Origin of the sequence: Streptosporangium sp. NPDC049376 (genome assembly GCF_044466505.1) — a bacterium.
Taxonomy (GTDB): domain Bacteria; phylum Actinomycetota; class Actinomycetes; order Streptosporangiales; family Streptosporangiaceae; genus Streptosporangium.
On the sequence record NZ_JBITMT010000003.1, the window covers coordinates 175,569 to 197,803 of the forward strand.

The following is a 22,235-nucleotide window of genomic DNA, read 5'->3' on the forward strand; positions in this document are numbered from 1 at the left end:
CTTAGGCCGGTGAAAGCGCGCATCACCAGCAGGGATGTGGCTCAGGCAGCCGGGGTCTCACAGTCGACGGTCTCCCTCGTCCTCACCGGGAAGTGGCCGGGCCGGGTCTCGAAGGAGACCGCGGCCAGGATCAGGCGCATCACCGCGGAGATGGACTACCAGCCGGATCTGACGGCGCGGAGCCTGCGACTTGAGAGAACCGGCACGGTGCTGCTGATCGTTCCCGCGATCACCAACACCTTCTTCGCCAACCTGCACGTGGGGGCGACCCAGGTCGCCAACCAGCACGAGACGACCGTCCTGGTCTATCCCATGGGCACCGACAGGCACGAGCGGCTGCTCCCGATACCGCAGCAGGCCATCGACGGGATGCTGGTCTACGGCGACGTGGGGACGGAGGCCATCCGCCCGCAGGGCGTCGTGCCGATGGTGCCGCTGGACTGCGACCCCCGGCTGTACCCCGACGCGGTCAACGTGGACATCGCCGTGGGCAGCCGTGAGGCCGCGCGCCACCTGCTGGACCTCGGTCACCACAGGATCGGCTACCTGCACGTGGACCGGCGCGGCGCCTGGATGCTGACGACCAGGCTGCGCTCCCTGCGCGCGGTGGTCAGGCACCGCCCGGGGGCGAGTCTCACGGTGGTCGGCACGACCTTCGACCCCGTGGACGCCCAGCGGGCGGCCCTGGAACTACTGCGTTCTGACCCGGCCCCCACGGCGGTGGTCTGCGAGGACGACAACCTGGCCGTCGTGGTGTTCGCCGCCGCGCGGAGCCTCGGTCTCGACGTCCCGAACGACCTGTCGGTGATCGGCTACAACAACCTTCCGATCAGCGACGTCCTCCACCCGGCGCTGACGACGGTGAACATCCCGGTCACCGAGCTGGGGGCGGCCGGTGCCCAGGCGCTGCACGACCGGCTCGCCGCCAGGCAGCCGAGCCCCGCCGTGCTGCGGAGCTCCCTGGTCGTACGGCAGTCCACCGCCCCGCCCCGTCAGGCCTGACGTTCGCGAGCCCCCGTGAGGCCGGGATCACGGTAGATGATCCCGAACGAGGTGAGGAGGAAGGCGACCGGCAGGAGTGCCTGGATCGTCCCGGTGAGGAGCACGGTGGTCGCGCTGCCGAGAGACTGCGCCGCCACCCCTCCGGCCAGCGCCCCCAGGGGAATGGCCCCGTGCGAGATCAACCGGTAGCTCGCCGTCACCCGCCCCATCAGCTCGGGACGGACGATCGCCTGCCGGGCGCTGATGGCGTGGACGTTGTACACGGCCAGCGCGAACGTGCTGACGAACATGCAGGCCACCAGTACGGCGACACGCGGCGCCGTGGCGTCGAGGAGCGTGGCCGAGGCCGCGGCCATCACCCCGATCCCGCTCATGACCTGGGCCGCGAAGATGGTCGGCCCCGCGGGGAACCTGTTGTGGACGTAGGCGGCGAAGGCGGAACCGGCGATGCCGCCCACGGCACCCGCGGCCACGACCACCCCGAGCAGCGCGGGCGTCAGGGCGAGGTGCTGGACCACGTAGATGAGGATCGTCACGTCGAACGCCTGGATGCACATGTTGCCGAGGCCGCTGGCCACCCCGAAGGCGAGAACCCGCCGATCCTTGACGAAGTACCGGAACCCCTCGGTGATCGCCGTCCCCCAGCGGAGCCGCTGCGGCCCCTTCCGCCCGGAGAACCTGAGCTTCAGCGTGGACAGCAGGGAGGCCGACAGCAGGTAGGACACCGCGTCGACCAGGAGGGCGTACGGCGCGCCGAGCAGCTGGACGATCAGCCCCGCGAGCCCGGGACCGGCCACGTCGATGACGGAGTAGCTCGTGCTGACCGCGGCGTTGCCGGGGACGAGCTGCTCCTCACCGACCAGCCGGGGAAGCATGGAGTGGTGCGCCACGTCGCCGAGGGCCTTGAACACGCCCATGGCCAGGCCCAGGCCGTACAGCCAGCCCAGGCTCAGCACGCCGGTCGCCGTGACGATCGGCACGGTGAGCAGGATCAGTCCGCGGGCCAGGTCGCACCCGGCGTTCACCAGCTTGGCCGGCCAGTGGTCGGCGACGACCCCGGCGAAGGGCAGGACGACGACCGCGGGGACGTACTGCAGGCCGGTCAGCAGGCCGAGCTGTACGGGGTCGGCGTGCAGGACCATCAGGGCGGTCAGGGGCAGGGCCATCAGCGTGACCTGGGACCCGATTCCCGAGACGGTGACCGCGGTCCAGAACCTGAGGAAGTTCGCGTCGCGGAGCGGGCCTTTCCCAGCCGAGCCTTTCCCCGTCAGGCTTTCCGCGGCCGGGCTTCCCACGGCCGGCCCTTTCCCGGCCGAGTTTTCCGCGGCCGAATCCTTCCCGGCCGGGCCTTCGGCGGCCGGGTCTTCCACAGCCCGGCCTTCCACAGCCCGGCCTTCCACAGCCCGGCCTTCCACAGCCCGGCCTTCCGCAGCGGGGTCCTTCGTAGCGGGGCCTTCCGTGGCCGGGTCCTTCATGGCAGGCCGATGACGCCGACGTCGACGAGCGAGGCGTGGTAGGCGGCGATCTCGTCCTCGCCGACCTGGAGCCCGGCCGAGGCGAGCACGCCCCCCATCAGGTGTACGGCCTCCTCCTTGGGGCGGCCGTGGGAGATGCCCCACAACAGGGCGCCCTGCCAGCTGAGCAGCACGGACTCCCCGCGTACCGACTCGATGAGGACGCCGCTGCCCTTCATCGGGATCACGCTCACGTCGACGCGCCGGGAGTGGTGCTCGGGTACGGCGCCGAGCACCGGCACGTACTCCAGGCCGGTCGCCGCCATCACCAGCAGGTCCTGCGCGAGGAAGCGGTTCCTGCCGACGGCGTCGTCCTCGGCCGTGTACGCGTGGTCGATCACCTCGGTGAGCGAGGCCTTCAGCAACTCGCTCGCCGAACGCCTCCAGCGGGCCCAGACCCACTTGGTGTTCACGTAGAGGTCGTCCCGCATGCACAGGTAGGCCTCGGTGGCGCGGTGCAGGTACTCCTGGGAGAGATACCTCATGGCGGGCGCGTCCCCGTTGAGAATGGCGCCGCAGATGTCCTCGTTGAGGTTGTGCGCGTCGATCGCGTGCCGCGTCATGAGGAGCCGTTTGTAGTCCGGCATGTTGTCGGCCAGGCGTTGCCGCAACGCGGCGAGTTCACCGTCGTCGACGACGACCTCGCCGAGCAGGAAACGGGTGAGAACGTCCAGCCGGTTACGGCTGAACCGCGCGGTCTGGCTGAAGTCGGTGTTCGTCACCCGGAAGACCGTGCTCTCCTGCACGTCCCGGCGTAGTTGTTCGAGATCCAGGTACTCCACGTCCGCGCGCTCGCCCTCGAATTCGAGCTGCGCCGGGGGAAGCGATTCGCAGTCGGCCCTGACGACGAACAGATCGATGTCCGACATCGGGGAACCAAGCCCTGCCGTCGGCGCGCCACCGAGGTAGATCCGGGACACGGGATGTTCCTTCGCGAGCCATTCGGCGGCGCGTCGCCCTCGCGCGAGGACGTCATTCGACATGGGGGTGGTCATAAGCTTTCCGACGCTTTCCGAGGCTCTCGCTGGACGGTTTCCAGAACTGTCACCGGGCAGCTTTTCTGAATCGTCGCCGGACAGGCCGTGGAGACCCGGCGACCGGGCGGCTGGGTGCGCGAGCACTCGGTCAGAGGGCACGCGCACCCAGTCAAGCTGGGGAAACTCAACCGTCTCCCGTTGTGGAGGACTACTCCATCCTGGTGGAGATGGTAATCATCGGAGACTCACCCATGGTCGATCACCCCCTTCCTGACCGTCGCGGCGGTGTTTCCCGCGAAACAAGGCCGTCTTTATCAGGAACCGTCTCACCGGGGCCGTGGGTTTTCCGGCCGCCGTCCTCTTCCACAGGCGCCCGCCCACGGGAAGGACGTTCTGAATCCGTTGCCGCAGCGATTTCTCTTCCGGCCCTCCGGCCGATACGGTTCCCTGCCCAACCTTCGTGGCGCCGGAGATCGCCGGGCAACTCTTTCGGTCCCCGCCGAATCGCCGGACTCCCGGGGCTCCCCAGGCTTCGCGGTGCGCGGGTCCGGAAACGGCGGTACGCGACGAGTACGGCCCCGTCCCGGGGCGCCGCTGAGTCCGTTCGTTCCTGAGCGGTACCTGTTCGTCGCGACCGTCGCACCGCCCGGGGGCCCCTCCACGGGGCGGAGGACCCGAGGCTCCCCGACGGATCCGGGCCGCGACGGGCCCCTGGGTGAAGGCCCGATCATCCAGACACACCCCTCCCTTCGCTGGCCTTTTATCGTAGAATGCTCAGTTTTCTGAGGCCCTTCTCCCGGAATTGTCCGGTGCATATGATTCGAGCCGGTTGACGAAGTATCCCGCGCTCGGACCCGGCCGCCTCCGCACGAGGAAAGGGACATCGCAGAGCGGCCGGCGGTACTCCGCCTGCGCCGATGCGGCCGTGCGGCGGGTACCGCGCGGCGTTTTTCGGAAATCCCGAACAAACGGTGGAAACAAAAGGCGTCGGTTCGGCGGAGCCATTTCCACGTGAGTCACGCCCTTTCTTTTCGTATGCCTCGGAGGCGGAACGATGAACGAACCGATGACGGTCGGTGCCGCGGTTCCCGCTCTTGTCGCGCGCTGGGCGCGGGCGCGTCCTGACCACCCGGCGATCGTGTCCGCCGGTACCGAGCTGACCTACGGCGAGCTGGTCGAACGGGCGGGCCGGATGGCGAGCGTGCTGCGTTCCCACGGCGTCGAGCGGGGCACGCTGGTCCCCCTGGTCGTCGAACGCTCCGCGGAGCTGGTCGTCGCCGCCCTCGCGGTGCTGTTCGCCGGGGGCGCCTACGTGGGTGTCGACGTGGACGAACCGGACGCCAGGCTCGGCGCGATCGTCGCCGACTCCGGAGCCCCTCTCGTCGTCACCCGCGCGGCCACGGCCGGGCGGCTCGGCGGGGGACCGGCCAAGGTGCTGGCCGTTGAGGAACTGCTCGCCACCGACGCGCCGGTGAGCCTGCCCCCGGAGGCGAGCCCCCTCCCGCCGGCGAGCCCGTCCCCGGAGAGAGGCCCGTCCCTTGGGGCGGGCCCGCTCCCGGAGGTGACGGCCGGCGACGTCTGCTACGTCACCTACACCTCCGGTTCCTCGGGCACGCCGAAGGGCGTCATGGTGGCGCACGGCGGGCTGTCCAACCTGGTCTCCTGGTACGGCCGGGCGTTCGGCGTGGGCCCCGAGGACCGGATCACCCAGTTCGCCCGCCCCTCGTTCGACGCCTGGGCGCTTGAGGTGTGGCCCTGCCTGGCGTGGGGCGCGACGCTGCGTCTGGTCGAGGGGCGGCTGCCGGACTCCCCGGCCGACTTCGCCGAGTGGCTCGCCCGGGAACGGATCACCGTGTGCTTCCTGACCACCGTGCTGGCCGTCGAGATGTTCGACCAGCCCTGGGATCTGTACGGTCACGCCCCCCGCGTCCTGCTCCTGGGCGGGGAGAGACTGCGTCGCCACCCGCCGTTCGGCCTGCCGTTCGCCGTGTACAACCTCTACGGGCCGACGGAGACGACGGTGGTCGCCACCTGGGCCGAACTCGACCCCGCCGACGTGGTCGGAGGCCAGGACCCGCCGATCGGCAGGCCGTTGCCCGGCCTGCGGACCCATGTCCTGGACGCCGAGCGGCGCCCGGTGCCGCCGGGCACGGTCGGCGAGCTGTACGTCGCGGGGGCCGGGGTCGCGCTCGGCTACCTGCGAAGACCCGAACTGACCGAGGAGCGCTTCCCCGCCGACCCGTTCACCCCGGGCGGGCGCGCGTACGCCACCGGAGACCTGGTCCGCGAGCTGCCCGGCGGCGCGCTCGTCTTCGTCGGCAGGGCCGACGACCAGGTGAAACTGCGTGGCTTCCGGATCGAGCTCGGGGAGGTCGAGACGGCGCTGACCCGCCTGCCCGGGGTCCGCGAGGCGGCCGTGGTCCTGCACGAGCGGGGCGACCGGCTGGTGGGTTACGTCGTGTCCGACGGCCTCATGGAGGACCCGGGGGAGGGTCTGGCCGCTCTGCTGCCCGCCCACATGGTGCCGCAGACGATCGTCACGGTCGAACGGCTGCCCCTGACACCGCACGGGAAGCTCGACCGCGACGCCCTGGCCAGGCGCCCCCTCCCGGCCCGCGTCGCAGGTGGGGCCGGCTTCCTGACCGAGGCGGAGCGGGTGCTCGCCGAGATCTGGTGCGACGTGCTCGACCTCGACGAGGTCGGGCGGCAGGACAGCTTCTTCGACCTCGGGGGCGACTCGCTCAGCGCGATGCGGCTGGCGTCGCGGGCTCGCGAACGCGGCATCAGGCTCGGCGCCGAGGACGTCTTCGAGCACGAGGTGCTGCACGAACTGGCGGCGGCGGTCGACGCGACGGCGGGTGAGGACAGATGAGCCCCCTGACGAGCTTTTCGACGAGCCCCCTGCCCGAACCGCTGCCTGAACCGCTGTCTGAGTCACCGTCCGGGTCACTGCCGAGGCCGCTGCGGGTGAGCCTGCTCGAACTGCCGCTCTACACCAACACGCTGCCCCTGGCCTCGGGCTACCTGCAGGCCTACGCCCTGCGGGACCCCGCCGTCGCGGCCGGCTGCGAGTTCCTCGTGCACGCCCCCACGGCGCGGACGCCGGTCGCCGAACTGGTCACGGCGCTGCTCGCGCAGGACGCCGACGTGTACGCGATGAGCTGCTACCTGTGGAACATGCGCCGGATCAAGGAGGTGCTCGACGAACTCGTACGGCGCCGCCCCGACGCCTGCTTCGTCCTGGGCGGCCCGCAGGTGATGAACCACGCCGCCGAGTACGTGCCGCCGGAGCTGGAGAACGTGCTGGTGTGCAACGCCGAGGGGGAACGGCCCTTCCACGCGCTGCTCACCGAACTGCTCACCGCCCGTGAGGGCGCGGCCGTACCGGACTTCACCCGGGTGCCGGGGATGAGCTTCTGGGTACGGGGGGAGCTGCTGACCACCGACAAGCCCGCCCGGATCACGGACCTGGACGAGATCCCCTCGCCGTTCGCCATGGGCCTGTTCGACGGCGGGGAGTACACCTTCGCGGTCGTGGAGACCAACCGGGGCTGCCCCTACAGCTGCTCCTACTGTTACTGGGGCGCCGCGACCAACGACAAGGTCCACCGCTGGGACCTGGAGCGGGTCAAGGCCGACCTCACCTGGATCAGCGAGCACGGCGTCGAGAGCGTCTTCCTCGCCGACGCCAACTGGGGGGCGCTGCCCCGCGACGTCGAGCTGACCCGGCACCTGGTCGAGGGCAAACGGCGCACCGGCTACCCGATGATGATCGCCATTCAGGCGGCGAAGAACCGTCCCGACCGGGTCACCGAGATCACCGAGATCCTCGTGGAGGGTGGCCTGCTGACCAGCCAGCCGGTCTCGCTGCAGACGCTGAGCCCGCAGACGCTTGAGATCGTGCAGCGTGCCAACATCAAGGAGTCCACCTATGTGGAGCTGCAGCTCAAGCTGCACGAGAAACAGATCAGTTCCTACACCGAGCTGATCTGGCCGCTGCCCGGTGAGACCCTGAAGTCCTTCCAGGCGGGCATCGCCAAGGTGTGCAGAACCGGGGCCGACGCCGTCGTCGCCTACCCGCAACTGCTGCTGCGCAACACCCCCATGTACGGCACGCGGGAGGCGCTGGGCATCGAGACCGTACGGGTCGACGACCCCGTGGCCGAGGCGGACGTGGTCGTGGCCACCAAGTGGGTGACCCGCGAGGACTTCCAGGCCGGGGCCTGGTTCTACTACGCGGTCATCAGCCTCTACAACGCCCGCGCCGCCTTCCACGTCGCCAGGGAACTCGACCGGAGCGGCGTCTGCTCCTACGAGGACTTCCTCGTCCGCGCCGCCGACCACTACCGCCGCCGCACCGACACGGAGATCTGCGCGTTCTTCGCCGAGTCGGTGCGCGGGCTGGGCAACTACGACCTCAACAACATCGGCAAGGTCCTGCACATGGTGCTGCACTCCCACCGGGCGGAGATGGACACCCTGCTTGGGGACTTCCTCGGCGAACAGGGCTGGCTGGCCGATCCCAGGCTGCGCGCCGTCTTCGAACTCGACCTGGTGGCCAGGCCGTACGTGTACCGGGAGGCCGTCTCCGCACCCGCGGTGCCGCTCTCGCAGGTGAGGATCGTGGACAGGGACCGCTACCGGCTCGTGGTCGACCTGCCGGAGGCCGCCGTGGGGGCACTCGCCGAAGCGGGTTTCGTCGAGGGCGCCACGGACCCCGGGAGGTACGTCGTCGACCATCGAGGCCGCAGGAAGATGCCCTATCCGCGTCACCGCAGCCTGGAGCACAACGCCGCCTACTGCCAGGCGATGATGAACCGGCTGCGCGACATCCTGCCCTCCTGGCGGGCGGCGGCCGTACGGGATCGGGTTCTCGATGCGTCGTGACCTCTTCACCCGGGAGCACGAGGAGTTCCGCGACCTCGTGCGGACCTTCGTCGCCAGGGAGGTCACCCCGAACCTGGAACGGTGGGAGGAACACGGTGCCGCGGACCGGGCCGTGTGGCTGCGCGCGGGCGAACACGGCCTGCTCGGCCTCGACGTCGACCCGGAGTACGGCGGGGCGGGCGTCGCCGACTACCGCTACCACGCGGTGCTGGGAGAGGAGTTCGCCCGCGCCGGAGCCCACGCCCCGGCGCTCTCCCTGCACAACGAGATCTGCGGCCTCTATCTGCGCACGCACACCACCCCGGAGCAGCGGCTGCGCTGGCTGCCCGGCTTCTGCTCGGGTGAGCTGGTCACGGCCGTCGCCATCAGTGAACCGGACGCGGGCAGTGACCTGCGGCGCATCCGGACCAGGGCGGTGCGGGACGGTGACCGTTACGTGCTCAGCGGGCAGAAGACCTTCGTCTCGAACGGGGCCACGGCCGACCTCGTGCTGGTCGTCGCCCGGACCGGGGAACGGCCCTCCGACGCCGGTGTCTTCGTGGTCGAGCCGACCAGGGTCGGGGTGACCAGGGGCAGGACACTCGACAAGATCGGGATGCGCGCGCTCGACACCGTCGAGCTCTTCCTCTCGGACGTGGAGATCCCGGTGGAGAACCTGCTCGGTCGTGAGGACCGTGCCTTCGCCTACCTGATCAGGACCCTTCGGCAGGAACGGGTGATGCTCGCCGTCTCGGCATTGGCCACCGCCGAACGGCTCTTCGAGGAGACCCTGACCTACTGCGGCAGACGCGAGGTCTTCGGACGGCCGATCGGACGCCACCAGTACAACCGTTTCCTGCTCGCCGAGCTGAGGACCGCGCTCACGGTCGCCCGCGCCTTCACCGACCGCTGCGTGGCCGAACACGACGCCGGACGTCTCACCTCGGAGGAGGCCGCCATGGCCAAGTGGTGGAACACCGAGCTGTGCCAACGTGTGGTCGACCGGTGTGTCCAGCTCCACGGGGGTTACGGCGTGATGCGGGAGTTCCCGGTGGCCCGTGCGTTCGTGGACACCCGGGTCCAGACCATCTACGGCGGGACCACCGAGATCATGAAGGAACTGATCGGCCAGTCTCTCCTGTGACCGGTTCGACGGCTCCAAGCGGATCGGGTGGTTTCCAGCGGGTCCGGCGGCGAACCGGAGCCGGTGCGGACCTGGGGTTTTCCAGCTCCGGCTCCGGTGGGTGGGTCTTCAGGAGGTCACAGCTTGACGCAGCCGCTTCCGGAGACCCAGGTGCTGGTGAGCAGGTTCGCCCGGTCGCACTCGTAGGTGCCGGCGCTTGAGCCGGACGAGATGGTGATCACGCTTGCTCCTCCATCACCGGAGCCCGTGCACGGATTGCCCCAGACGTGCCAGATGGGGGTGCCTCCGGCGGGGCCCCGCTCGAAGAAGGTCCCGCTGTCGCAGGTGTAGGTTCCGGCGGCGTGCGCGGCCGGAACCATCAGCAGCGGCCCGGCGAGGGCCGCAGCGGCTGCGGTGATGGTGAGACGCTTGATCAGGGACATGGGGGGTGTCCTTTCTGAAAAAAGGATGATTGTCCAACTATCCACCCATCCGCCCAAGGATCACCCTCACCACACCGTCAGGCTTTTGGACCTTCTCGTTTGATCACCGAGAGTGTCGACGGACCCGGAGGCTCAGCGGCGCCGCAGTGACGGGTCGAGCAGGGCGGGCGGGGTGTCGAACTTCTCGTGCGGGGCCAGATCGACACCGGGGGCGACGATCGCGTCGATCGCGTCGAGGACGTCGGCGGAGAGCACCGTGTCCGCGGCGTCGAGCTGTGAGCGCAGGTGGTCCAGCGTGCGGGGGCCGATGAGCGCGCAGGTCACGGCGGGGTGCGCGGTCACGAACCCGAGCGCGAGCTGGATCATGGTCAGTCCCGCCTCGTCGGCGACCTTGGCCAGTCGCTCGACGGCGTCGAGCCTGGCGCGGTTGGCGGGGATCGCGGTGTCGAAACGCTGTGGCATGAACGTCGAGCGGCTGGTGGTGATCTCCCGGCCCTCACGGACCGCTCCCGACAGCCAGCCGGAGGCCAGCGGGCTCCACGCCAGCACACCGAGCCCGTACTGCTCGGCCACGGGCAGCACGTGGGTCTCGACACCGCGCTGCAGGATCGAGTAACTGGGCTGTTCGGTGACGTAACGCCCCAGATGGTTCTCGCGGGCGGCCCACTGAGCCTGCACGATGCGGTACGCGGGGAAGGTCGAGGAGCCGAAATAGCGGATCTTCCCCGCGCGTCGCAGGTCGGTCAGGGCCGACAACGTCTCCTCGTCGTCGGCGCTCGGGTCCCAGCGGTGGATCTGGTAGAGGTCGACGTGATCGACGCCGAGGCGGCGCAGACTGTCGTCCAGCGCGGTGACCAGCCAGCGGCGCGAGCCTCCCCGGTGGTTGCGCTCCTCGCCCATCGGCATGGCCGCCTTCGTGGCCAGCACGATGTCGTCGCGGCGCCCGGCGACGGCCTTGCCGACCATCTCCTCCGACTCGCCCGCGCTGTACATGTCGGCGGTGTCGATGACGTTGATCCCGCCGTCGAGGGCGGCGTCGACGATGGCGGTGACCTCCTCCTGGGTGGTGCGGCCGATCTGGCCGAAGTTCATCGCGCCGAGTGCGAGGGAGCTGACCTGCACACCGGTGCGGCCCAAGGTGCGGTACTGCATGGCCGTGTTCCTTCCGTCAGGGGTGGGGGAGCTTGGACACGGGGGCCCGTTCTGTCATCATGAATAAACGGGACGATGTCCCGATTAACGATATGGAACGTTGTCCCGTTTAGCAAGCTCGACGGCGGAGGGAACGGCGCGGTGAAGAACAGCGACGAGAACGCGGGGAGTACGGCCCGCCCCAAGCGGGCGGACGCCCAGCGCAACAAGGAGGCCCTGCTCGACGCGGCCGCCGCGATCTTCGTCACCTCGGGCGTCGAGGCGCCGGTACGTGACATCGCGGCCAAGGCGGGCGTCGGGACGGCCACGATCTACCGACACTTCCCGACGCGGGCGGACCTCATCATCGCCGTCTACCGCCACCAGGTCGAGGCGTGCGCCGAGGCCGGACCGGCCCTGCTGGCCTCGGGCGCGACGCCGTACGCGGCGCTGGAGCGATGGATCGGCCTCTTCGTCGACTTCCTGGTCACCAAACACGGTCTCGCGGCCGTGCTGCAGCCGGACAACCCCGGCTTCGACACGCTGCATGCCTACTTCATCGACCGTCTCGTGCCCGTATGCGGCCGACTGCTCGACGCCGCGGCCGACGCCGGTGAGATCCGATCGGGCATCCAGGCCTACGAGCTCATGCGCGGCATCGGGAACCTCTGTATCGGCGCGGGCGGCGATCCTCGCTACGACGCGCGCCGCCTGGTCGAACTCCTCGTGGCGGGCCTGGGGAATGCCGACGGGGTCGTGAATCCCCACGGGTGAGGATCGACAGGTTCGCTCAGGGGCCGCCCCGAGGGCTCTGACGGTGGAAGCGGTGAGGAGGGCGAGCCTCATGGTTCCGGCTTCCACCGCGGCCCTTCGTCTCTCGGTCGTGACGAACGGGGGACGTCGTGAGTGGATGTCGGGCGGAGCGTTGACGGTTACGGCCTCGCGCCCTTTCGGGCGCCGGTGGTGAACCCGGCGGTCTGCGGATCGCCGGTCGTGCCGGCGGCGACCGAGGTCAGCATGCTGACCACCGCCGCCATGCCCGCCACCGAGACCACCGCGGGCCAGGCGACGTCGAACAGTCCGGCCTGCCTGGCGCTCAGCGCGGCCAGGGCGCTGGAGGCCGCCGCCCTGATCATCCGCTCGACCGTGTCCGCCCAGTACGTCCCGGTCAGGAGCCGTCGTGTCGTCATTGTGATCTCCTCATCTGCGCCGGGGTCGGGGCGCTCTGGAGGGTGGATACTTCCATGACCGTAACTATTTGTAGTTTTGTGAACACTTACCGTCACAGTGAGGAAGTCATCACTCCACCTGTGCGTAAGCGGCCGTGAGTTCGCCCTGTTCGGCGCGGGTGCCACCGGGGTTCACAGATTTCGAGGCGCGTGATGGAAACGTGCCGCCCTTCCCGGGCCGGGGTGGTTACGCCAGGGACAAAACACCATGGACATATCAACCATAGGGCCGAAATATCGGCAAATATGATCTCTACATCCACTGGCGACTAATGATCACCTTGGTGGCGTTAACCCCCCAAACCGCAAGGAAACACCCAGTGAGAATTCGCAACTTGTCCGCCGCGACCGTACTCGCAGTGGCGCTGGGCGCCGGAACCCTGGCAGCCGCCGCCCCCGCGTCCGCGGCGCCCGTCGGATGCCGGCCGAGGCGCCGTCCCCGGACCGTGAGCTCACGGCCTGACAGGAGGAAGCAAAGATCGCCTCCCGTATTTCTCCCGGAAACAGAAAAAGGACCCGATCCGCTTAACGAATCAGGCCCTTGATCTGGCCAAACACTGTCGGGGTGGCGGGATTTGAACCCACGACCTCTTCGTCCCGAACGAAGCGCGCTGCCAAGCTGCGCTACACCCCGGTGCACGCCGTTTTGCTCGTGCTTCGGAAAGTCTAGCGGACTTCGCGCGTGCTTGCGTCACCTCTGGGGCGGGGCACCAGGGTCAGCAGGCTGGCCTCGGGGAAACAGGAGAAACGCACGGGGGAGAAGGGGCTGGTGCCCAGTCCCGCCGAGACGTGGAGGAAGGCGGACTCGTGCCTGCTCAGCCCCTTGACCCGGGCCCTGTCGATGCCGCAGTTGGTGACCAGGGCGCCGTAGAACGGTACGCAGACCTGGCCGCCGTGGGTGTGGCCCGCGAGCAGCAGTTGGTAGCCGTCGTCGGCGAAGCGGGACATGTTGCGAGGCTCGGGGGAGTGCATCACGCCCAGACGGAGATCGGCCTCCGCCGGGGCAGGTCCGGCGATCTCGTCGTAGCGGTCGAGGTTGATGTGGGAGTCGTTGATGCCGCCGACGGCCACGTCGAGGTCACCGACCTTGAGACGGGCGGTGGTGTTGTTCATGTTCAGCCAGCCCTCGTCGGACATGGCGGTGCCCAGCTCCTCCCAGGGCAGGGAGGGGATCTTCCTGCCGTGGTCGCCCTTCGAGGTACGCCACAGGTAGCGCATGGGGTTCTTGAAGATCGGCGCGTACATGTCGTTGGAGCCGTAGACGAACAGGCCTGGGCGTGACAGCAGTGGTTCGAGGGCGTGCATGAGGGGGCCGACGGCGTCGGGGTGCGCGATGGAGTCGCCGGTGTTGACCACCAGGTCGGGCTTGAGGGTGCCCAGCGAGCGGACCCAGTTGATGAGCATCCGCCTGCCAGGGGTGAGGTGCAGGTCGGACAGGTGCAGGACACGCACGGGCCGCTGGCCGGGTTCGAGAACGGGCACGTCGAAACGCCGCAGGCGGAAGGTGTTGCGCTCGACGACCGAGGCGTAGGCGAGGCCGGTCAGGCCGAGACCGATCAGGGACAGGGGCACCGCGGCTGCTTTCCTCACCTTCTCATCATGCCCGACGAACGACCCCCCGCAGGAAACCTGCGATACAACGAGGCGGTTAAGACGGCAAGATGGACCGCATGAGCGCATTGAAGGACAAGTTGAAGGCCGACCTCACGGCCTCCATGAAGAGCAGGGATGAGGTCCGCACCCGTACGATCCGCATGGCCCTGGCGGCCGTGAACGTCGAGGAGGTCTCGGGCAAGGCCGCCCGCGAGCTCTCCGACGAGGAGATCGTCAAGGTGCTGACCAAGGAGGCCAAGAAGCGCCGTGAGGCGGCGGAGGCGTTCAGCGGCGCCGGCCGTACCGAGCAGGCCCAGGCCGAGGTGGACGAGCAGGCCGTCCTTGAGGAGTACCTCCCCGCCCAGCTGTCCGACGAGGAGCTCGCGGCGCTGGTCGAGGAGGCCGTCACGGAGAGCGGGGCCTCGGGGCCGCAGGCCATGGGGCAGGTCATGAAGGTCCTGACCCCCAAGGTCGCGGGCCGGGCCGAGGGCGGCAGGGTCGCGCAGGCCGTACGGAGCCGTCTGGCGCGCTGAGAGCGCGGGCCGGGAGCACGCGCTGGGAGCGCGGGCTGAAGAGCGCGGGCTGGGACGCGCGCTGAGAGCACGCGCTGAGCGTCGGCCCTGTACGGGAGTCGTCCCGGTGGGCGGTGCCCACCCCGTGCAGAGCCGTCGGCGGGCCTGGGGGCGTCGGCCCGTACGGAAGCTGTACGGCGGGCTTGGAAGTTCACGACATGGCCGGAGCCCCTCCCCGATCGGGGAGGGGCTCCGGCCATGTGCGGGCCGCTCAGCGGCCGATGGGACGGTTGGAGTCGCCCTTCTTGTTCTTGCCCCGGCCACCGAACCAGCCGCCGTTGCCGTCGTTCTCGATGGTGCCGTTGTCGTCGGGGCGGTCGCCGCCGCCACGGCCCCGGTCGGGGCCGCCGTCACCGGGCTTGTCCGGCTTCGGCGGCGGCTTGGGGGCGCACCTGGTGCAACCGCCGAAGCGGTCCTTGTCCACCGCGGTGAAGGGTGTCGGGTCGACGCCCTTCAGCGCGTCGATCATGGAGTACTTCCAGATCCGTCCCGAGATCGTGGCGCCGTACACGTAGGGGTAGTAGGTGCCGCCGATGGTCACCCCGGTCAGGTCGTGCTGGAAGGCGCCACGCGGGTCGCCGAGGCTGACGGAGGAGGCGAGGTCGGGGGTGAACCCGGCGAACCAGGCGGCGGTGTAGCCGTCGGTGGTGCCGGTCTTGCCGGCCGCGGGACGACCGATGCCGCCGTACTGGCTCATCGTGCCCTTGGTGAACACCCCGGACATGATGTGCGCGGCGGCGTCGGCGACCTTCTCGTCCAGGACCTGCTGGCACTTCGGCTTGTACTGCGTGGCCTTGTTGTTGCGGTCACGGATCTCGGTGATGGCCATCGGCTTGCAGTAGGCGCCGCGCGCGGCGATGCCCGCGTAGGCCGCGGCGACCGTCACCGGGTCCATCTCGTTGACGCCGAGGGTGAAGGTCTCGACCTCCTTGAGCTTGTCTCCGTCGGCCCGCTTGATGCCGAGGCTCTTGGCGGTCTTGACCACGTCGCAGAGGCCGACCTCCTCCTCAAGACGCATGAAGAAGGTGTTGACCGAGTTCCGGGTGCCGGTGAGCAGCGTGTTGAAGCCGCCCTCGCCCTCGCTGGAGTTCTGCACGGTGTGGCTGGGGATGCCGACCGGGTTGCCCTTGCAGTCGCGGAAGGAGCCATAGCCTGAGGCGCTGTAACCGGCGCCGGTGCTGAAACCGTCGTTGATCTTGAAGCCCTTGTTCAGCGCCGTGAGCAGGGTGAAGACCTTGAACGTCGAACCCGCCTGGAACCCGGTGCCGCCACCGTGCTGGCTGTCGCCCGCCAGGTTGTAGCTCATCTGGTTCTTCTTCTTGTTGCGCCCGAAGTCGCGGCTGGCGGCCATCGCCTTGATGGCGCCGGTGCCGGGCACGACCATCGCCTGCGCGGCGACCGGCTTGTCGCTGGCCTTGACGAACTTCCTGATGGCCTTCTCGGACGCGGACTGCATCTTCGGGTCGAGCGTCGTCTTGATCGTCAGACCGCCCCGCTGGAGCAGCCTCTTGCGCTCCTCGGGGGTCTTGCCGAAGGACTCGTCGTTGAGCAGCTCGTTCTGGGCGTAGAGGCAGAAGTAGGGGTAGGAGCTCACGTCGCAGCCGCCGGGGACCGGGGTGTCCTTGAAGCCCAGCTTCTTGGCCTTGGCCTCCGCGGCCTCCTGCGTCGTGATCTTGCCGAGCTCGGCCATCCGGTTCAGGACGATGTTGCGCCGTTCGAGCAGCCGCTCACGGCTCGCCTTGCCCACGTTCGGGTCGGTCCTGTTGGGATTCTGCACGGCCCCGGCCAGCGTCGCCGCCTCGACGAGGTTCAGCTTGGAGGCGTCCTTGCCGAAGAAACGCTTGGCCGCGGCCTGGATGCCGTGGGCTCCGGCACCGAAGTAGGCGATGTTGAGGTAGCGCTCAAGGATCTCCGACTTGGTGTACTTCTCCTCGATGGCCAGCGCGTAGCGAAGCTCGTTCAGCTTGCGTTCGAGGGTCTGCTCGATCGCGGCGTTCTGCTCCTCGGGAGTCTCGGCCGCGTTGAGCAGCACGAGCTTGACGTACTGCTGGGTGATCGAGGAACCACCCTGGACGCTGCCCCCGCTGAAGTTCTTCATGGCCGCGCGAAGTGTGCCCTCGGGGTCGATCGCGCCGTGCTCGTAGAACCGGAAGTCCTCGATCGCGACGATCGCGGTCTTCATGATGTCGGAGACCTCGTCGAGCTTCACCGACTCGCGGTTCTCATAGTAGAACTGGGCGAACTGCTTGCCGTTCGCGTCGAGCAGGGTGGTCTTCTCCGCGAGCGGAGGTTCCTTCAGCTCCTCGGGGAGCAGGTGCAACTCCTCCGTGGCCGACTTGACCGTCAGCCCCGCCCCGCCGACCGCGGGGAACGCCACGGCGGCGACCAGCACGCCAGTGACGGTGGCCGCGGCGAGCAACCGCACCACGTTGCCCATGCCACGGAGCACTGACCTGTGAGCTTTGCCTTGAGCTTGCACGACACCAAGGGTACGTCGGACGGATAGCCCAAACGGTAACGGAACACCACTTCGCTGTGCCTCACTCCCGTATCGGACGCAGGTGACTAGTCATTACCGGCCAGATGGCCGCCGATGACCATGCGGGAAATTGGTCCCGCCGGGGTCTGTCGGCCCGAACGTCTGATTGCGTACGTTCTCCTTCTGCGGCAACTGAATACGGAGGCTCGACGCCCGCGCCCGTCGGCCCCAAGTCACGACTGACCACCTAAGGGGAGTGGGGTCGAATGTGGATCACGGATTGGACCTCCCGTGCGGCCTGTAAGGGTGCGGATCCTGACGCGCTTTTCGTTCAGGGCGCTGCCCAGAACCGGGCGAAGCTGATCTGCCGGGGATGCCCGGTCCGGACCGAGTGCCTCGCCGATGCGCTGGACAATCGCATCGAGTTCGGGGTGTGGGGCGGGATGACCGAGCGCGAACGCCGGGCGTTGCTACGCCGGCGACCGGACGTCGACTCCTGGCGTGACCTGCTGGAGTTGGCCAAGGAGGAGTACGAGCGGACGAACGAGCTGATCGCCGGCTGAGTTCGCGCAGATCCCGTACGGCTGGCGCACCGCGCCGGCCGTACCCGCGCGTCCGCGGGACGTCGGTTCCCGGAGACGGGATGCCAGGTTCCCGAAGACCGCGGGGTGTCAGGCTCTCGGAGGCCCGAAAGAGGCCTCCGAGAGCCTGAGAACCCTCGCTACTGGGCCGTCAGCAGTTCACCGACCCTGCGCAGGCCCGCCAGGTCGTGCACGTCCTGCGACATCGCCGGGACCCGGGCCACGGGCACCGTGGGATGCGCCGACAGGAAGTGCTCCTGTTCACGGTCCTCACGCGCGGCCAGTTGCATCCGGCCCGCGTGCAGGCGCAGGACGGCGGCGGTGAGGTCGTGTTCGCCCCGCGTCTCCAGATCCTCGGCCGCGGCGGTGCTGCGCGCGGCCGACAGCACGGCGGCGGGCGCCCGGTGCACCCGGTTCACCACCAGCCCGGCCAGCGGCATGCGCTCCTCGGCCAGCCGTTCCACGAAGTAGGAGGCCTCCCGCATGGCGTCGCGCTCCGGCGCGGCCACCACGACGAAGGCCGTCCCCGGGGCCTGCAGGAGCTTGTAGGTCTGCTCGGCCCTGGCCCTGAAGCCGCCGAAGACGGCGTCGAGGGCCGAGACGAACGTCTGCAGGTCCTTGAGCACCTGCGCGCCAAGCAGCTTGGTCAGGGCGCCCGCCACGATGCCGAACCCGGCGTTGAGCAGCTTGAACGCGCTGCGCCCGCCCGCCTTCGCGGGAGCCATGAGCAGCCTGATGAGCCTGCCGTCGAGGAAGCGGCCGAGCCGTTCCGGGGCGTCGAGGAAGTCGAGCGCCGAGCGCGACGGCGGGGTGTCGACGATGATCAGGTCCCAGTCGCCGGAGCGGCGGAGCTGCCCGAGCTTCTCCATCGCCATGTACTCCTGGGTGCCGGAGAAACTCGACGAGAGAGACTGGTAGAAGGGGTTCGTCAGGATCTGCCGGGCCCGTTCCGGGTCGGCGTGCGCCTCGATGATCTCGTCGAAGGTGCGCTTCATGTCGAGCATCATGGCGTGCAGCCTGCCCTCGCCCTTCACCCCGGCGACGGGCCGCGGGGTGTTGTCGAGCTCGGTCAGGCCCATGGACTGGGCCAGCCGCCTGGCGGGGTCGACGGTGAGCACGACGGCGGATCGGCCGCGTTCGGCGGCGCGCAGCCCGAGCGCCGCGGCCGTCGTGGTCTTGCCGACGCCGCCGGAGCCGCAGCAGACCACGATCCTGGTGCCCGGGTCGTCGATGATCGCGTCGAGGTCGAGGACCGGGACCGCCCTGAGCCTGCCGGACCGCTCGTTCATGCCGCTCCCTGCGCGTGGATCGACTCGGCCAGTTCGTAGAGTCCCGCCAGGTCGACCCCGTCGGACAGCAGCGGCAGCTCGTAGCGGGGCCTGCCCGAGGTGTCCAGCGAGCGCCGTTCACGGCGTTCGAGCCTGGTGCGGTGGGCGTGCTCGGCGATCTCCTCGGCCAGGGCGTCGGCCACCGCGGCGGCGTCCGCGCCGCCCTCGGCGAGCCCGGCGGCCTTCAGCCCGAGCGCCAGTTCGGCCGGGTCGAAGCGGCCCTTGGCCGCGGCGTCGAGGACCGAGGCGGGCAGCAGCGACTCCCTGACCATGTTCGTGAAGATCCCTCCGGGCGGCAGGCCCGCCTCCCGCAGCTCGTCGAGCCCGTCCAGGGTCTCCTGGACCGGCATCTCCTCAAGAAGTGTGACGAAGTGCACCGCGGTCTCCGGGGAGGAGACGACGCCGTTGACCAGGTCGGCGTGGTTCTTGATCGGCCCGACCCTCGCGAGCCCGGCGACCTCGCTGGTGACGTTGAGGAAACGGGCGACCCGCCCCGTCGGCGGGGCGTCGAGCACGACGGCGTCGTAGATCCGCCTGCCGTCCTTGCCCTTGCGCCGTACGGCCTCGGTGGTCTTGCCGGTGACCAGGACGTCGCGGAAACCGGGGGCGATGGTGGTCGCGAAGTCGACGACGCCCATCTTGGTGAGAGCCTTGCCCGCCCTGCGCATCCCGTAGAACATCTCCAGGTAGTCGAGCATGGCCTCCTCGGGGTCGATGGCCAGCGCGTGCACGTCACCGCCTCCCGGCGCGACGGCGATCTTCCGCTCCTCGTACGGCAGCGGCGGCAGGTCGAAGACCTGTGCGATTCCCTGACGGCCCTCGATCTCGACCAGCAGGACCCTGCGCCCGCCCGAGGCGAGCGCGAGGGCGAGGGCGGCGGCGACGGTGGTCTTGCCGGTCCCGCCCTTACCGGTGACGACATGGAGGCGTACGCCGTCCCAGTCGGTGTCACGAGCTCTCACGCTTCGAAGGCTACCCAACGGCCCCCTGCCGATTCGCCCGGACCGTCCACCCACGAATATGCCGATTCTCACTGGCGATCCATCCGAAAAGGGACACGGACGTGGTGGGAGCCGGTGGACGGCCGTCCACCGGGGCGGCTGTCGCTAATGTGTCCCCCATGACGCAATGGGAGTACTCGACGGTGCCGCTGCTGGTGCACGCGACCAAGCAGATCCTCGACAACTGGGGCCAGGACGGCTGGGAGCTCGTCCAGGTCGTGCCGGGGCCCAACCCCGAGCAGCTTGTCGCCTACCTGAAGCGGCCGAAGCAGTGACGCCGGAGGAGCGGCTGAGCGAGCTCGGCCTGACGCTGCCCAAGGTCGTCGCGCCGCTGGCGGCCTACGTCCCCGCGGTCCGCTCGGGAAACCACGTCTACACCTCGGGCCAGCTCCCGGTGGTGGACGGCAAGCTGCTGGCGACCGGCAAGGTCGGCGCCGAGGTGAGCCCGGAGGACGCCTACCAGCTCGCCAGGACCTGCGCGCTCAACGCCCTGGCCGCTGTCGGGTCGGTGGTCGGCGACCTGTCGAACATCGTCAGGATCGTCAAGGTCGTCGGCTTCGTGGCCAGCGACCCGGCCTTCTCCGGCCAGCCGCAGGTGGTCAACGGCGCCAGTGAGCTGCTCGCCGAGATCCTCGGGGACGCGGGCAAGCACGCCCGCAGCGCGGTCGGCGTCGCCGTACTGCCGCTGGACGCCCCGGTCGAGGTCGAACTGGTCGCCGAGGTCGTCTGACCGGATGACAGGGCCGAAACCGGAGGGATCTGATGGGCGGGATTCCGCTCCGCGGTGAGCTGGGCGAGCGGGCACGGGACATCCTGGCCGGGCGGGCCGAGCCCGTCCCGGCCCGGGACGCCGCGACCGTGGTCCTCCTGCGCGAGGACCCACGCCAGGGGGTCGAGGTCTACCTGCTGAGACGTACGGCGAGCATGGCCTTCGCCGCGGGCGCCTGCGTCTTCCCCGGCGGTTCCGTCGATCCCCGGGACGCCGACCAGGCGCTCGCCTGGGCCGGTCCGCCGCCCGCCGAGTGGGCGCGGGCCTTCCGCACGTCGGAGGGCACCGCGCGCGGCCTGGTGTGCGCGGCGGTCAGGGAGACGTTCGAGGAGTCGGGCGTGCTGCTCGCCGGTCCCTCGGCGCGGGAGGTGGTGGCCGACACCACCGGGGACGACTGGGAGGCCGACCGGCTCGCCCTGATCGACAGGAGTCTGTCCTTCACCGACTTCCTGGCCAGGCGGTCCCTGGTGCTGCGCGCCGACCTGCTGCGTCCCTGGGGGCACTGGATCACCCCCGTGGCCGAGCCAAGGCGCTTCGACACCCGCTTCTTCGTCGCCGCGCTCCCGCCGGGCCAGCGCACCCGCGACGTCGGCGGCGAGGCCGACAAGGTCATCTGGGTACGGCCGGCCGACGCGCTGGACCAGGCGCGGCGGGGGCTGATCAGGCTGATGCCCCCGACCTACCGCACGCTGCGGGAGGTCTCCGCGCACCCGGCCGTGGTCGGCGTCCTGGCGGCCGAACGTGAGATCGTGAGCTACATGCCCGGTATCGCCGAGGTCGACGGGGAGATGCGGATCGTGCTCGACGACGACTACGGACCCGGTGTGGGATGAGCGGGCTGCGGATCCCCCTGGACGGCCCCGACGGGTCGGGAACCGCCAACGCGTTCGCGATCCTGGCCCCCAACCCCTCCGCGATGACCCTGGAGGGCACCAACACCTGGGTGGTCGGCGTCGGGGAGGAGGCACTCGTCGTCGATCCCGGCCCCGAGGACGAGGCCCATCTGCGGCGGGTCGCCGCCCACCTCGGGGAGCGCCGGGTGCGGGCGGTCCTGCTGACCCACGGTCACGACGACCACAGCGGCGGTGCCAGGAGGTTCGCCGAGCTGGTCGGAGCCCCGGTCAGGGCCCTCGACCCCCGGCACCGTCTCGGCACGGAGGGGCTCGGCGACGGAGACGTGATCACGGTCGGCGACCTCGAACTGCACGTCGTCGGCACTCCGGGCCACTCGTTCGACTCGCTGTGCTTCTGGCTGCCGCAGGACGGGGCCGTGCTCACCGGGGACACCGTGCTGGGCAGGGGGACGACCGTGATCGCCCCGGACGGGGACCTCGGAGACTATCTGTGCTCCCTCGACCATCTGCGGGCGACGGTCGAGAAGGTCGGGGCGCGGGCGCTGCTGCCGGGACACGGTCCGGTGCTGCCCGACCCGGTCGGCGCGCTCGACGGTTACGTCGCGCACCGCAGGCGGCGGCTCGACCAGATCAGGCGGGCCAGGCGGCAGGGGGCGACGACGGCGAGGGAGATCGTCGAGGTCGTCTACGCGGAGGTCGACAGGTCGCTGTGGCCGGCCGCGGAGATGTCGGTCCGCGCCCAGCTCTCCTATCTGGACGGTCTCGGCGAGTGA

20 protein-coding genes and 1 tRNA gene are annotated in these 22,235 nt (G+C 69.7%); 11 read left to right on the forward strand and 10 right to left on the reverse strand.

Annotated features, from left to right (window positions below; all coding sequences use genetic code 11):
• The first annotated feature begins 9 nt into the window (after positions 1-9).
• On the forward strand, positions 10-1,002 hold the full coding sequence (locus ACIBVQ_RS10520; RefSeq protein ID WP_352011056.1) for a LacI family DNA-binding transcriptional regulator: 993 nt from the start codon (positions 10-12) through the stop codon (positions 1,000-1,002).
• Here ACIBVQ_RS10520 and ACIBVQ_RS10525 read toward each other — a convergent pair.
• Together ACIBVQ_RS10525 and ACIBVQ_RS10530 are read right to left on the reverse strand one after the other, a co-directional pair.
• Positions 993-2,297, reverse strand: a complete 1,305-nt coding sequence (locus tag ACIBVQ_RS10525) for an MFS transporter (RefSeq protein WP_399176890.1) — start codon at positions 2,295-2,297, stop codon at positions 993-995. The two genes, ACIBVQ_RS10520 and ACIBVQ_RS10525, sit on opposite strands and share 10 nt — an antisense overlap.
• 176 nt (positions 2,298-2,473) lie before the next feature.
• Complete coding sequence (locus tag ACIBVQ_RS10530; RefSeq protein WP_399176892.1) at positions 2,474-3,436, reverse strand: hypothetical protein; 963 nt, start codon at positions 3,434-3,436, stop codon at positions 2,474-2,476.
• Between the two features lie 1,111 nt (positions 3,437-4,547).
• Here ACIBVQ_RS10530 and ACIBVQ_RS10535 point away from each other — a divergent pair.
• Genes ACIBVQ_RS10535 through ACIBVQ_RS10545 form a run of 3 tightly spaced genes read left to right on the forward strand, consistent with a single transcriptional unit; the run spans position 4,548 to position 9,503 of the window.
• On the forward strand, positions 4,548-6,365 hold the full coding sequence (locus ACIBVQ_RS10535; protein WP_399176894.1) for an amino acid adenylation domain-containing protein: 1,818 nt from the start codon (positions 4,548-4,550) through the stop codon (positions 6,363-6,365).
• The gene (locus ACIBVQ_RS10540; RefSeq protein ID WP_399176896.1) at positions 6,362-8,380 is read left to right on the forward strand and encodes a radical SAM protein; all 2,019 of its coding nucleotides are present in this window, start codon (positions 6,362-6,364) and stop codon (positions 8,378-8,380) included. Before ACIBVQ_RS10535 ends, ACIBVQ_RS10540 begins: the two co-directional genes overlap by 4 nt.
• Positions 8,370-9,503 (forward strand): acyl-CoA dehydrogenase family protein, encoded by a 1,134-nt coding sequence (locus tag ACIBVQ_RS10545; RefSeq protein ID WP_352011051.1) that lies wholly within the window; start codon positions 8,370-8,372, stop codon positions 9,501-9,503. Before ACIBVQ_RS10540 ends, ACIBVQ_RS10545 begins: the two co-directional genes overlap by 11 nt.
• Before the next feature lie 116 nt (positions 9,504-9,619).
• Here ACIBVQ_RS10545 and ACIBVQ_RS10550 read toward each other — a convergent pair whose 3' ends face one another.
• Entirely contained in the window at positions 9,620-9,925 is a 306-nt protein-coding gene (locus ACIBVQ_RS10550) for a hypothetical protein (protein ID WP_352011050.1), read from the reverse strand.
• Between the two features lie 132 nt (positions 9,926-10,057).
• Positions 10,058-11,077, reverse strand: coding sequence for an aldo/keto reductase (locus ACIBVQ_RS10555; protein ID WP_386188572.1), 1,020 nt, complete (start codon positions 11,075-11,077; stop codon positions 10,058-10,060).
• A gap of 141 nt (positions 11,078-11,218) precedes the next feature.
• On the opposite strand from ACIBVQ_RS10555, the gene ACIBVQ_RS10560 reads away from it, so the two are divergent.
• Entirely contained in the window at positions 11,219-11,830 is a 612-nt protein-coding gene (locus tag ACIBVQ_RS10560) for a TetR/AcrR family transcriptional regulator (protein ID WP_399176899.1), read from the forward strand.
• Between the two features lie 158 nt (positions 11,831-11,988).
• On the opposite strand, the gene ACIBVQ_RS10565 is transcribed toward ACIBVQ_RS10560, so the two are convergent.
• From ACIBVQ_RS10565 to ACIBVQ_RS10575, 3 genes are all read right to left on the reverse strand, one after another.
• Positions 11,989-12,246, reverse strand: coding sequence for a holin (locus ACIBVQ_RS10565; protein ID WP_352011047.1), 258 nt, complete (start codon positions 12,244-12,246; stop codon positions 11,989-11,991).
• A gap of 599 nt (positions 12,247-12,845) precedes the next feature.
• Positions 12,846-12,919: transfer RNA gene (locus ACIBVQ_RS10570), tRNA-Pro, on the reverse strand.
• Positions 12,920-12,951: 32 nt separating this feature from the next.
• The gene (locus ACIBVQ_RS10575) at positions 12,952-13,875 is read right to left on the reverse strand and encodes a metallophosphoesterase (protein ID WP_362777900.1); all 924 of its coding nucleotides are present in this window, start codon (positions 13,873-13,875) and stop codon (positions 12,952-12,954) included.
• A gap of 80 nt (positions 13,876-13,955) precedes the next feature.
• Between ACIBVQ_RS10575 and ACIBVQ_RS10580 the strand changes: the two genes are divergently transcribed.
• Positions 13,956-14,411: a GatB/YqeY domain-containing protein gene (locus ACIBVQ_RS10580; protein ID WP_352011023.1), complete on the forward strand. Its 456-nt coding sequence runs from the start codon at positions 13,956-13,958 to the stop codon at positions 14,409-14,411.
• Positions 14,412-14,661: 250 nt separating this feature from the next.
• On the opposite strand, the gene ACIBVQ_RS10585 is transcribed toward ACIBVQ_RS10580, so the two are convergent.
• On the reverse strand, positions 14,662-16,887 hold the full coding sequence (locus ACIBVQ_RS10585) for a transglycosylase domain-containing protein (RefSeq protein WP_362912420.1): 2,226 nt from the start codon (positions 16,885-16,887) through the stop codon (positions 14,662-14,664).
• A gap of 308 nt (positions 16,888-17,195) precedes the next feature.
• On the opposite strand from ACIBVQ_RS10585, the gene ACIBVQ_RS10590 reads away from it, so the two are divergent.
• Entirely contained in the window at positions 17,196-17,492 is a 297-nt protein-coding gene (locus ACIBVQ_RS10590; protein WP_012887233.1) for a WhiB family transcriptional regulator, read from the forward strand.
• 158 nt (positions 17,493-17,650) lie between these two features.
• Here the strand turns inward: ACIBVQ_RS10590 and ACIBVQ_RS10595 are convergent, their stop codons facing one another.
• Positions 17,651-18,799 carry an ArsA family ATPase gene (locus ACIBVQ_RS10595; protein WP_352011021.1) on the reverse strand — a complete coding sequence of 383 codons (1,149 nt, stop codon included), beginning with the start codon at positions 18,797-18,799 and terminating at the stop codon, positions 17,651-17,653.
• Positions 18,796-19,800 carry an ArsA-related P-loop ATPase gene (locus tag ACIBVQ_RS10600; protein ID WP_399176902.1) on the reverse strand — a complete coding sequence of 335 codons (1,005 nt, stop codon included), beginning with the start codon at positions 19,798-19,800 and terminating at the stop codon, positions 18,796-18,798. Before ACIBVQ_RS10600 ends, ACIBVQ_RS10595 begins: the two co-directional genes overlap by 4 nt.
• Before the next feature lie 158 nt (positions 19,801-19,958).
• On the opposite strand from ACIBVQ_RS10600, the gene ACIBVQ_RS10605 reads away from it, so the two are divergent.
• Genes ACIBVQ_RS10605 through ACIBVQ_RS10620 form a run of 4 tightly spaced genes read left to right on the forward strand, consistent with a single transcriptional unit; the run spans position 19,959 to position 22,235 of the window.
• Positions 19,959-20,114: a DUF4177 domain-containing protein gene (locus ACIBVQ_RS10605; RefSeq protein ID WP_221460272.1), complete on the forward strand. Its 156-nt coding sequence runs from the start codon at positions 19,959-19,961 to the stop codon at positions 20,112-20,114.
• On the forward strand, positions 20,111-20,569 hold the full coding sequence (locus tag ACIBVQ_RS10610) for a RidA family protein (RefSeq protein ID WP_362777909.1): 459 nt from the start codon (positions 20,111-20,113) through the stop codon (positions 20,567-20,569). The genes ACIBVQ_RS10605 and ACIBVQ_RS10610 overlap by 4 nt, the downstream gene beginning before the upstream one ends.
• A gap of 32 nt (positions 20,570-20,601) precedes the next feature.
• On the forward strand, positions 20,602-21,441 hold the full coding sequence (locus ACIBVQ_RS10615; protein ID WP_399176905.1) for an NUDIX hydrolase: 840 nt from the start codon (positions 20,602-20,604) through the stop codon (positions 21,439-21,441).
• The gene (locus tag ACIBVQ_RS10620) at positions 21,438-22,235 is read left to right on the forward strand and encodes an MBL fold metallo-hydrolase (protein ID WP_399176907.1); all 798 of its coding nucleotides are present in this window, start codon (positions 21,438-21,440) and stop codon (positions 22,233-22,235) included. The genes ACIBVQ_RS10615 and ACIBVQ_RS10620 overlap by 4 nt, the downstream gene beginning before the upstream one ends.

Excerpts from the sequence above, each read along its gene's own strand:
- ACIBVQ_RS10535 (WP_399176894.1), top strand. The coding sequence starts at position 4,548 with ATGAACGAACCGATGACGGTCGGTGCCGCGGTTCCCGCTCTTGTCGCG.
- ACIBVQ_RS10540 (WP_399176896.1), top strand. The coding sequence starts at position 6,362 with ATGAGCCCCCTGACGAGCTTTTCGACGAGCCCCCTGCCCGAACCGCTG.
- ACIBVQ_RS10545 (WP_352011051.1), top strand. The coding sequence starts at position 8,370 with ATGCGTCGTGACCTCTTCACCCGGGAGCACGAGGAGTTCCGCGACCTC.
- ACIBVQ_RS10550 (WP_352011050.1), bottom strand. The coding sequence starts at position 9,925 with ATGTCCCTGATCAAGCGTCTCACCATCACCGCAGCCGCTGCGGCCCTC.
- ACIBVQ_RS10555 (WP_386188572.1), bottom strand. The coding sequence starts at position 11,077 with ATGCAGTACCGCACCTTGGGCCGCACCGGTGTGCAGGTCAGCTCCCTC.
- ACIBVQ_RS10565 (WP_352011047.1), bottom strand. The coding sequence starts at position 12,246 with ATGACGACACGACGGCTCCTGACCGGGACGTACTGGGCGGACACGGTC.
- ACIBVQ_RS10580 (WP_352011023.1), top strand. The coding sequence starts at position 13,956 with ATGAGCGCATTGAAGGACAAGTTGAAGGCCGACCTCACGGCCTCCATG.
- ACIBVQ_RS10585 (WP_362912420.1), bottom strand. The coding sequence starts at position 16,887 with ATGGGCAACGTGGTGCGGTTGCTCGCCGCGGCCACCGTCACTGGCGTG.
- ACIBVQ_RS10590 (WP_012887233.1), top strand. The coding sequence starts at position 17,196 with ATGTGGATCACGGATTGGACCTCCCGTGCGGCCTGTAAGGGTGCGGAT.
- ACIBVQ_RS10595 (WP_352011021.1), bottom strand. The coding sequence starts at position 18,799 with ATGAACGAGCGGTCCGGCAGGCTCAGGGCGGTCCCGGTCCTCGACCTC.
- ACIBVQ_RS10605 (WP_221460272.1), top strand. The coding sequence starts at position 19,959 with ATGACGCAATGGGAGTACTCGACGGTGCCGCTGCTGGTGCACGCGACC.
- ACIBVQ_RS10615 (WP_399176905.1), top strand. The coding sequence starts at position 20,602 with ATGGGCGGGATTCCGCTCCGCGGTGAGCTGGGCGAGCGGGCACGGGAC.
- ACIBVQ_RS10620 (WP_399176907.1), top strand. The coding sequence starts at position 21,438 with ATGAGCGGGCTGCGGATCCCCCTGGACGGCCCCGACGGGTCGGGAACC.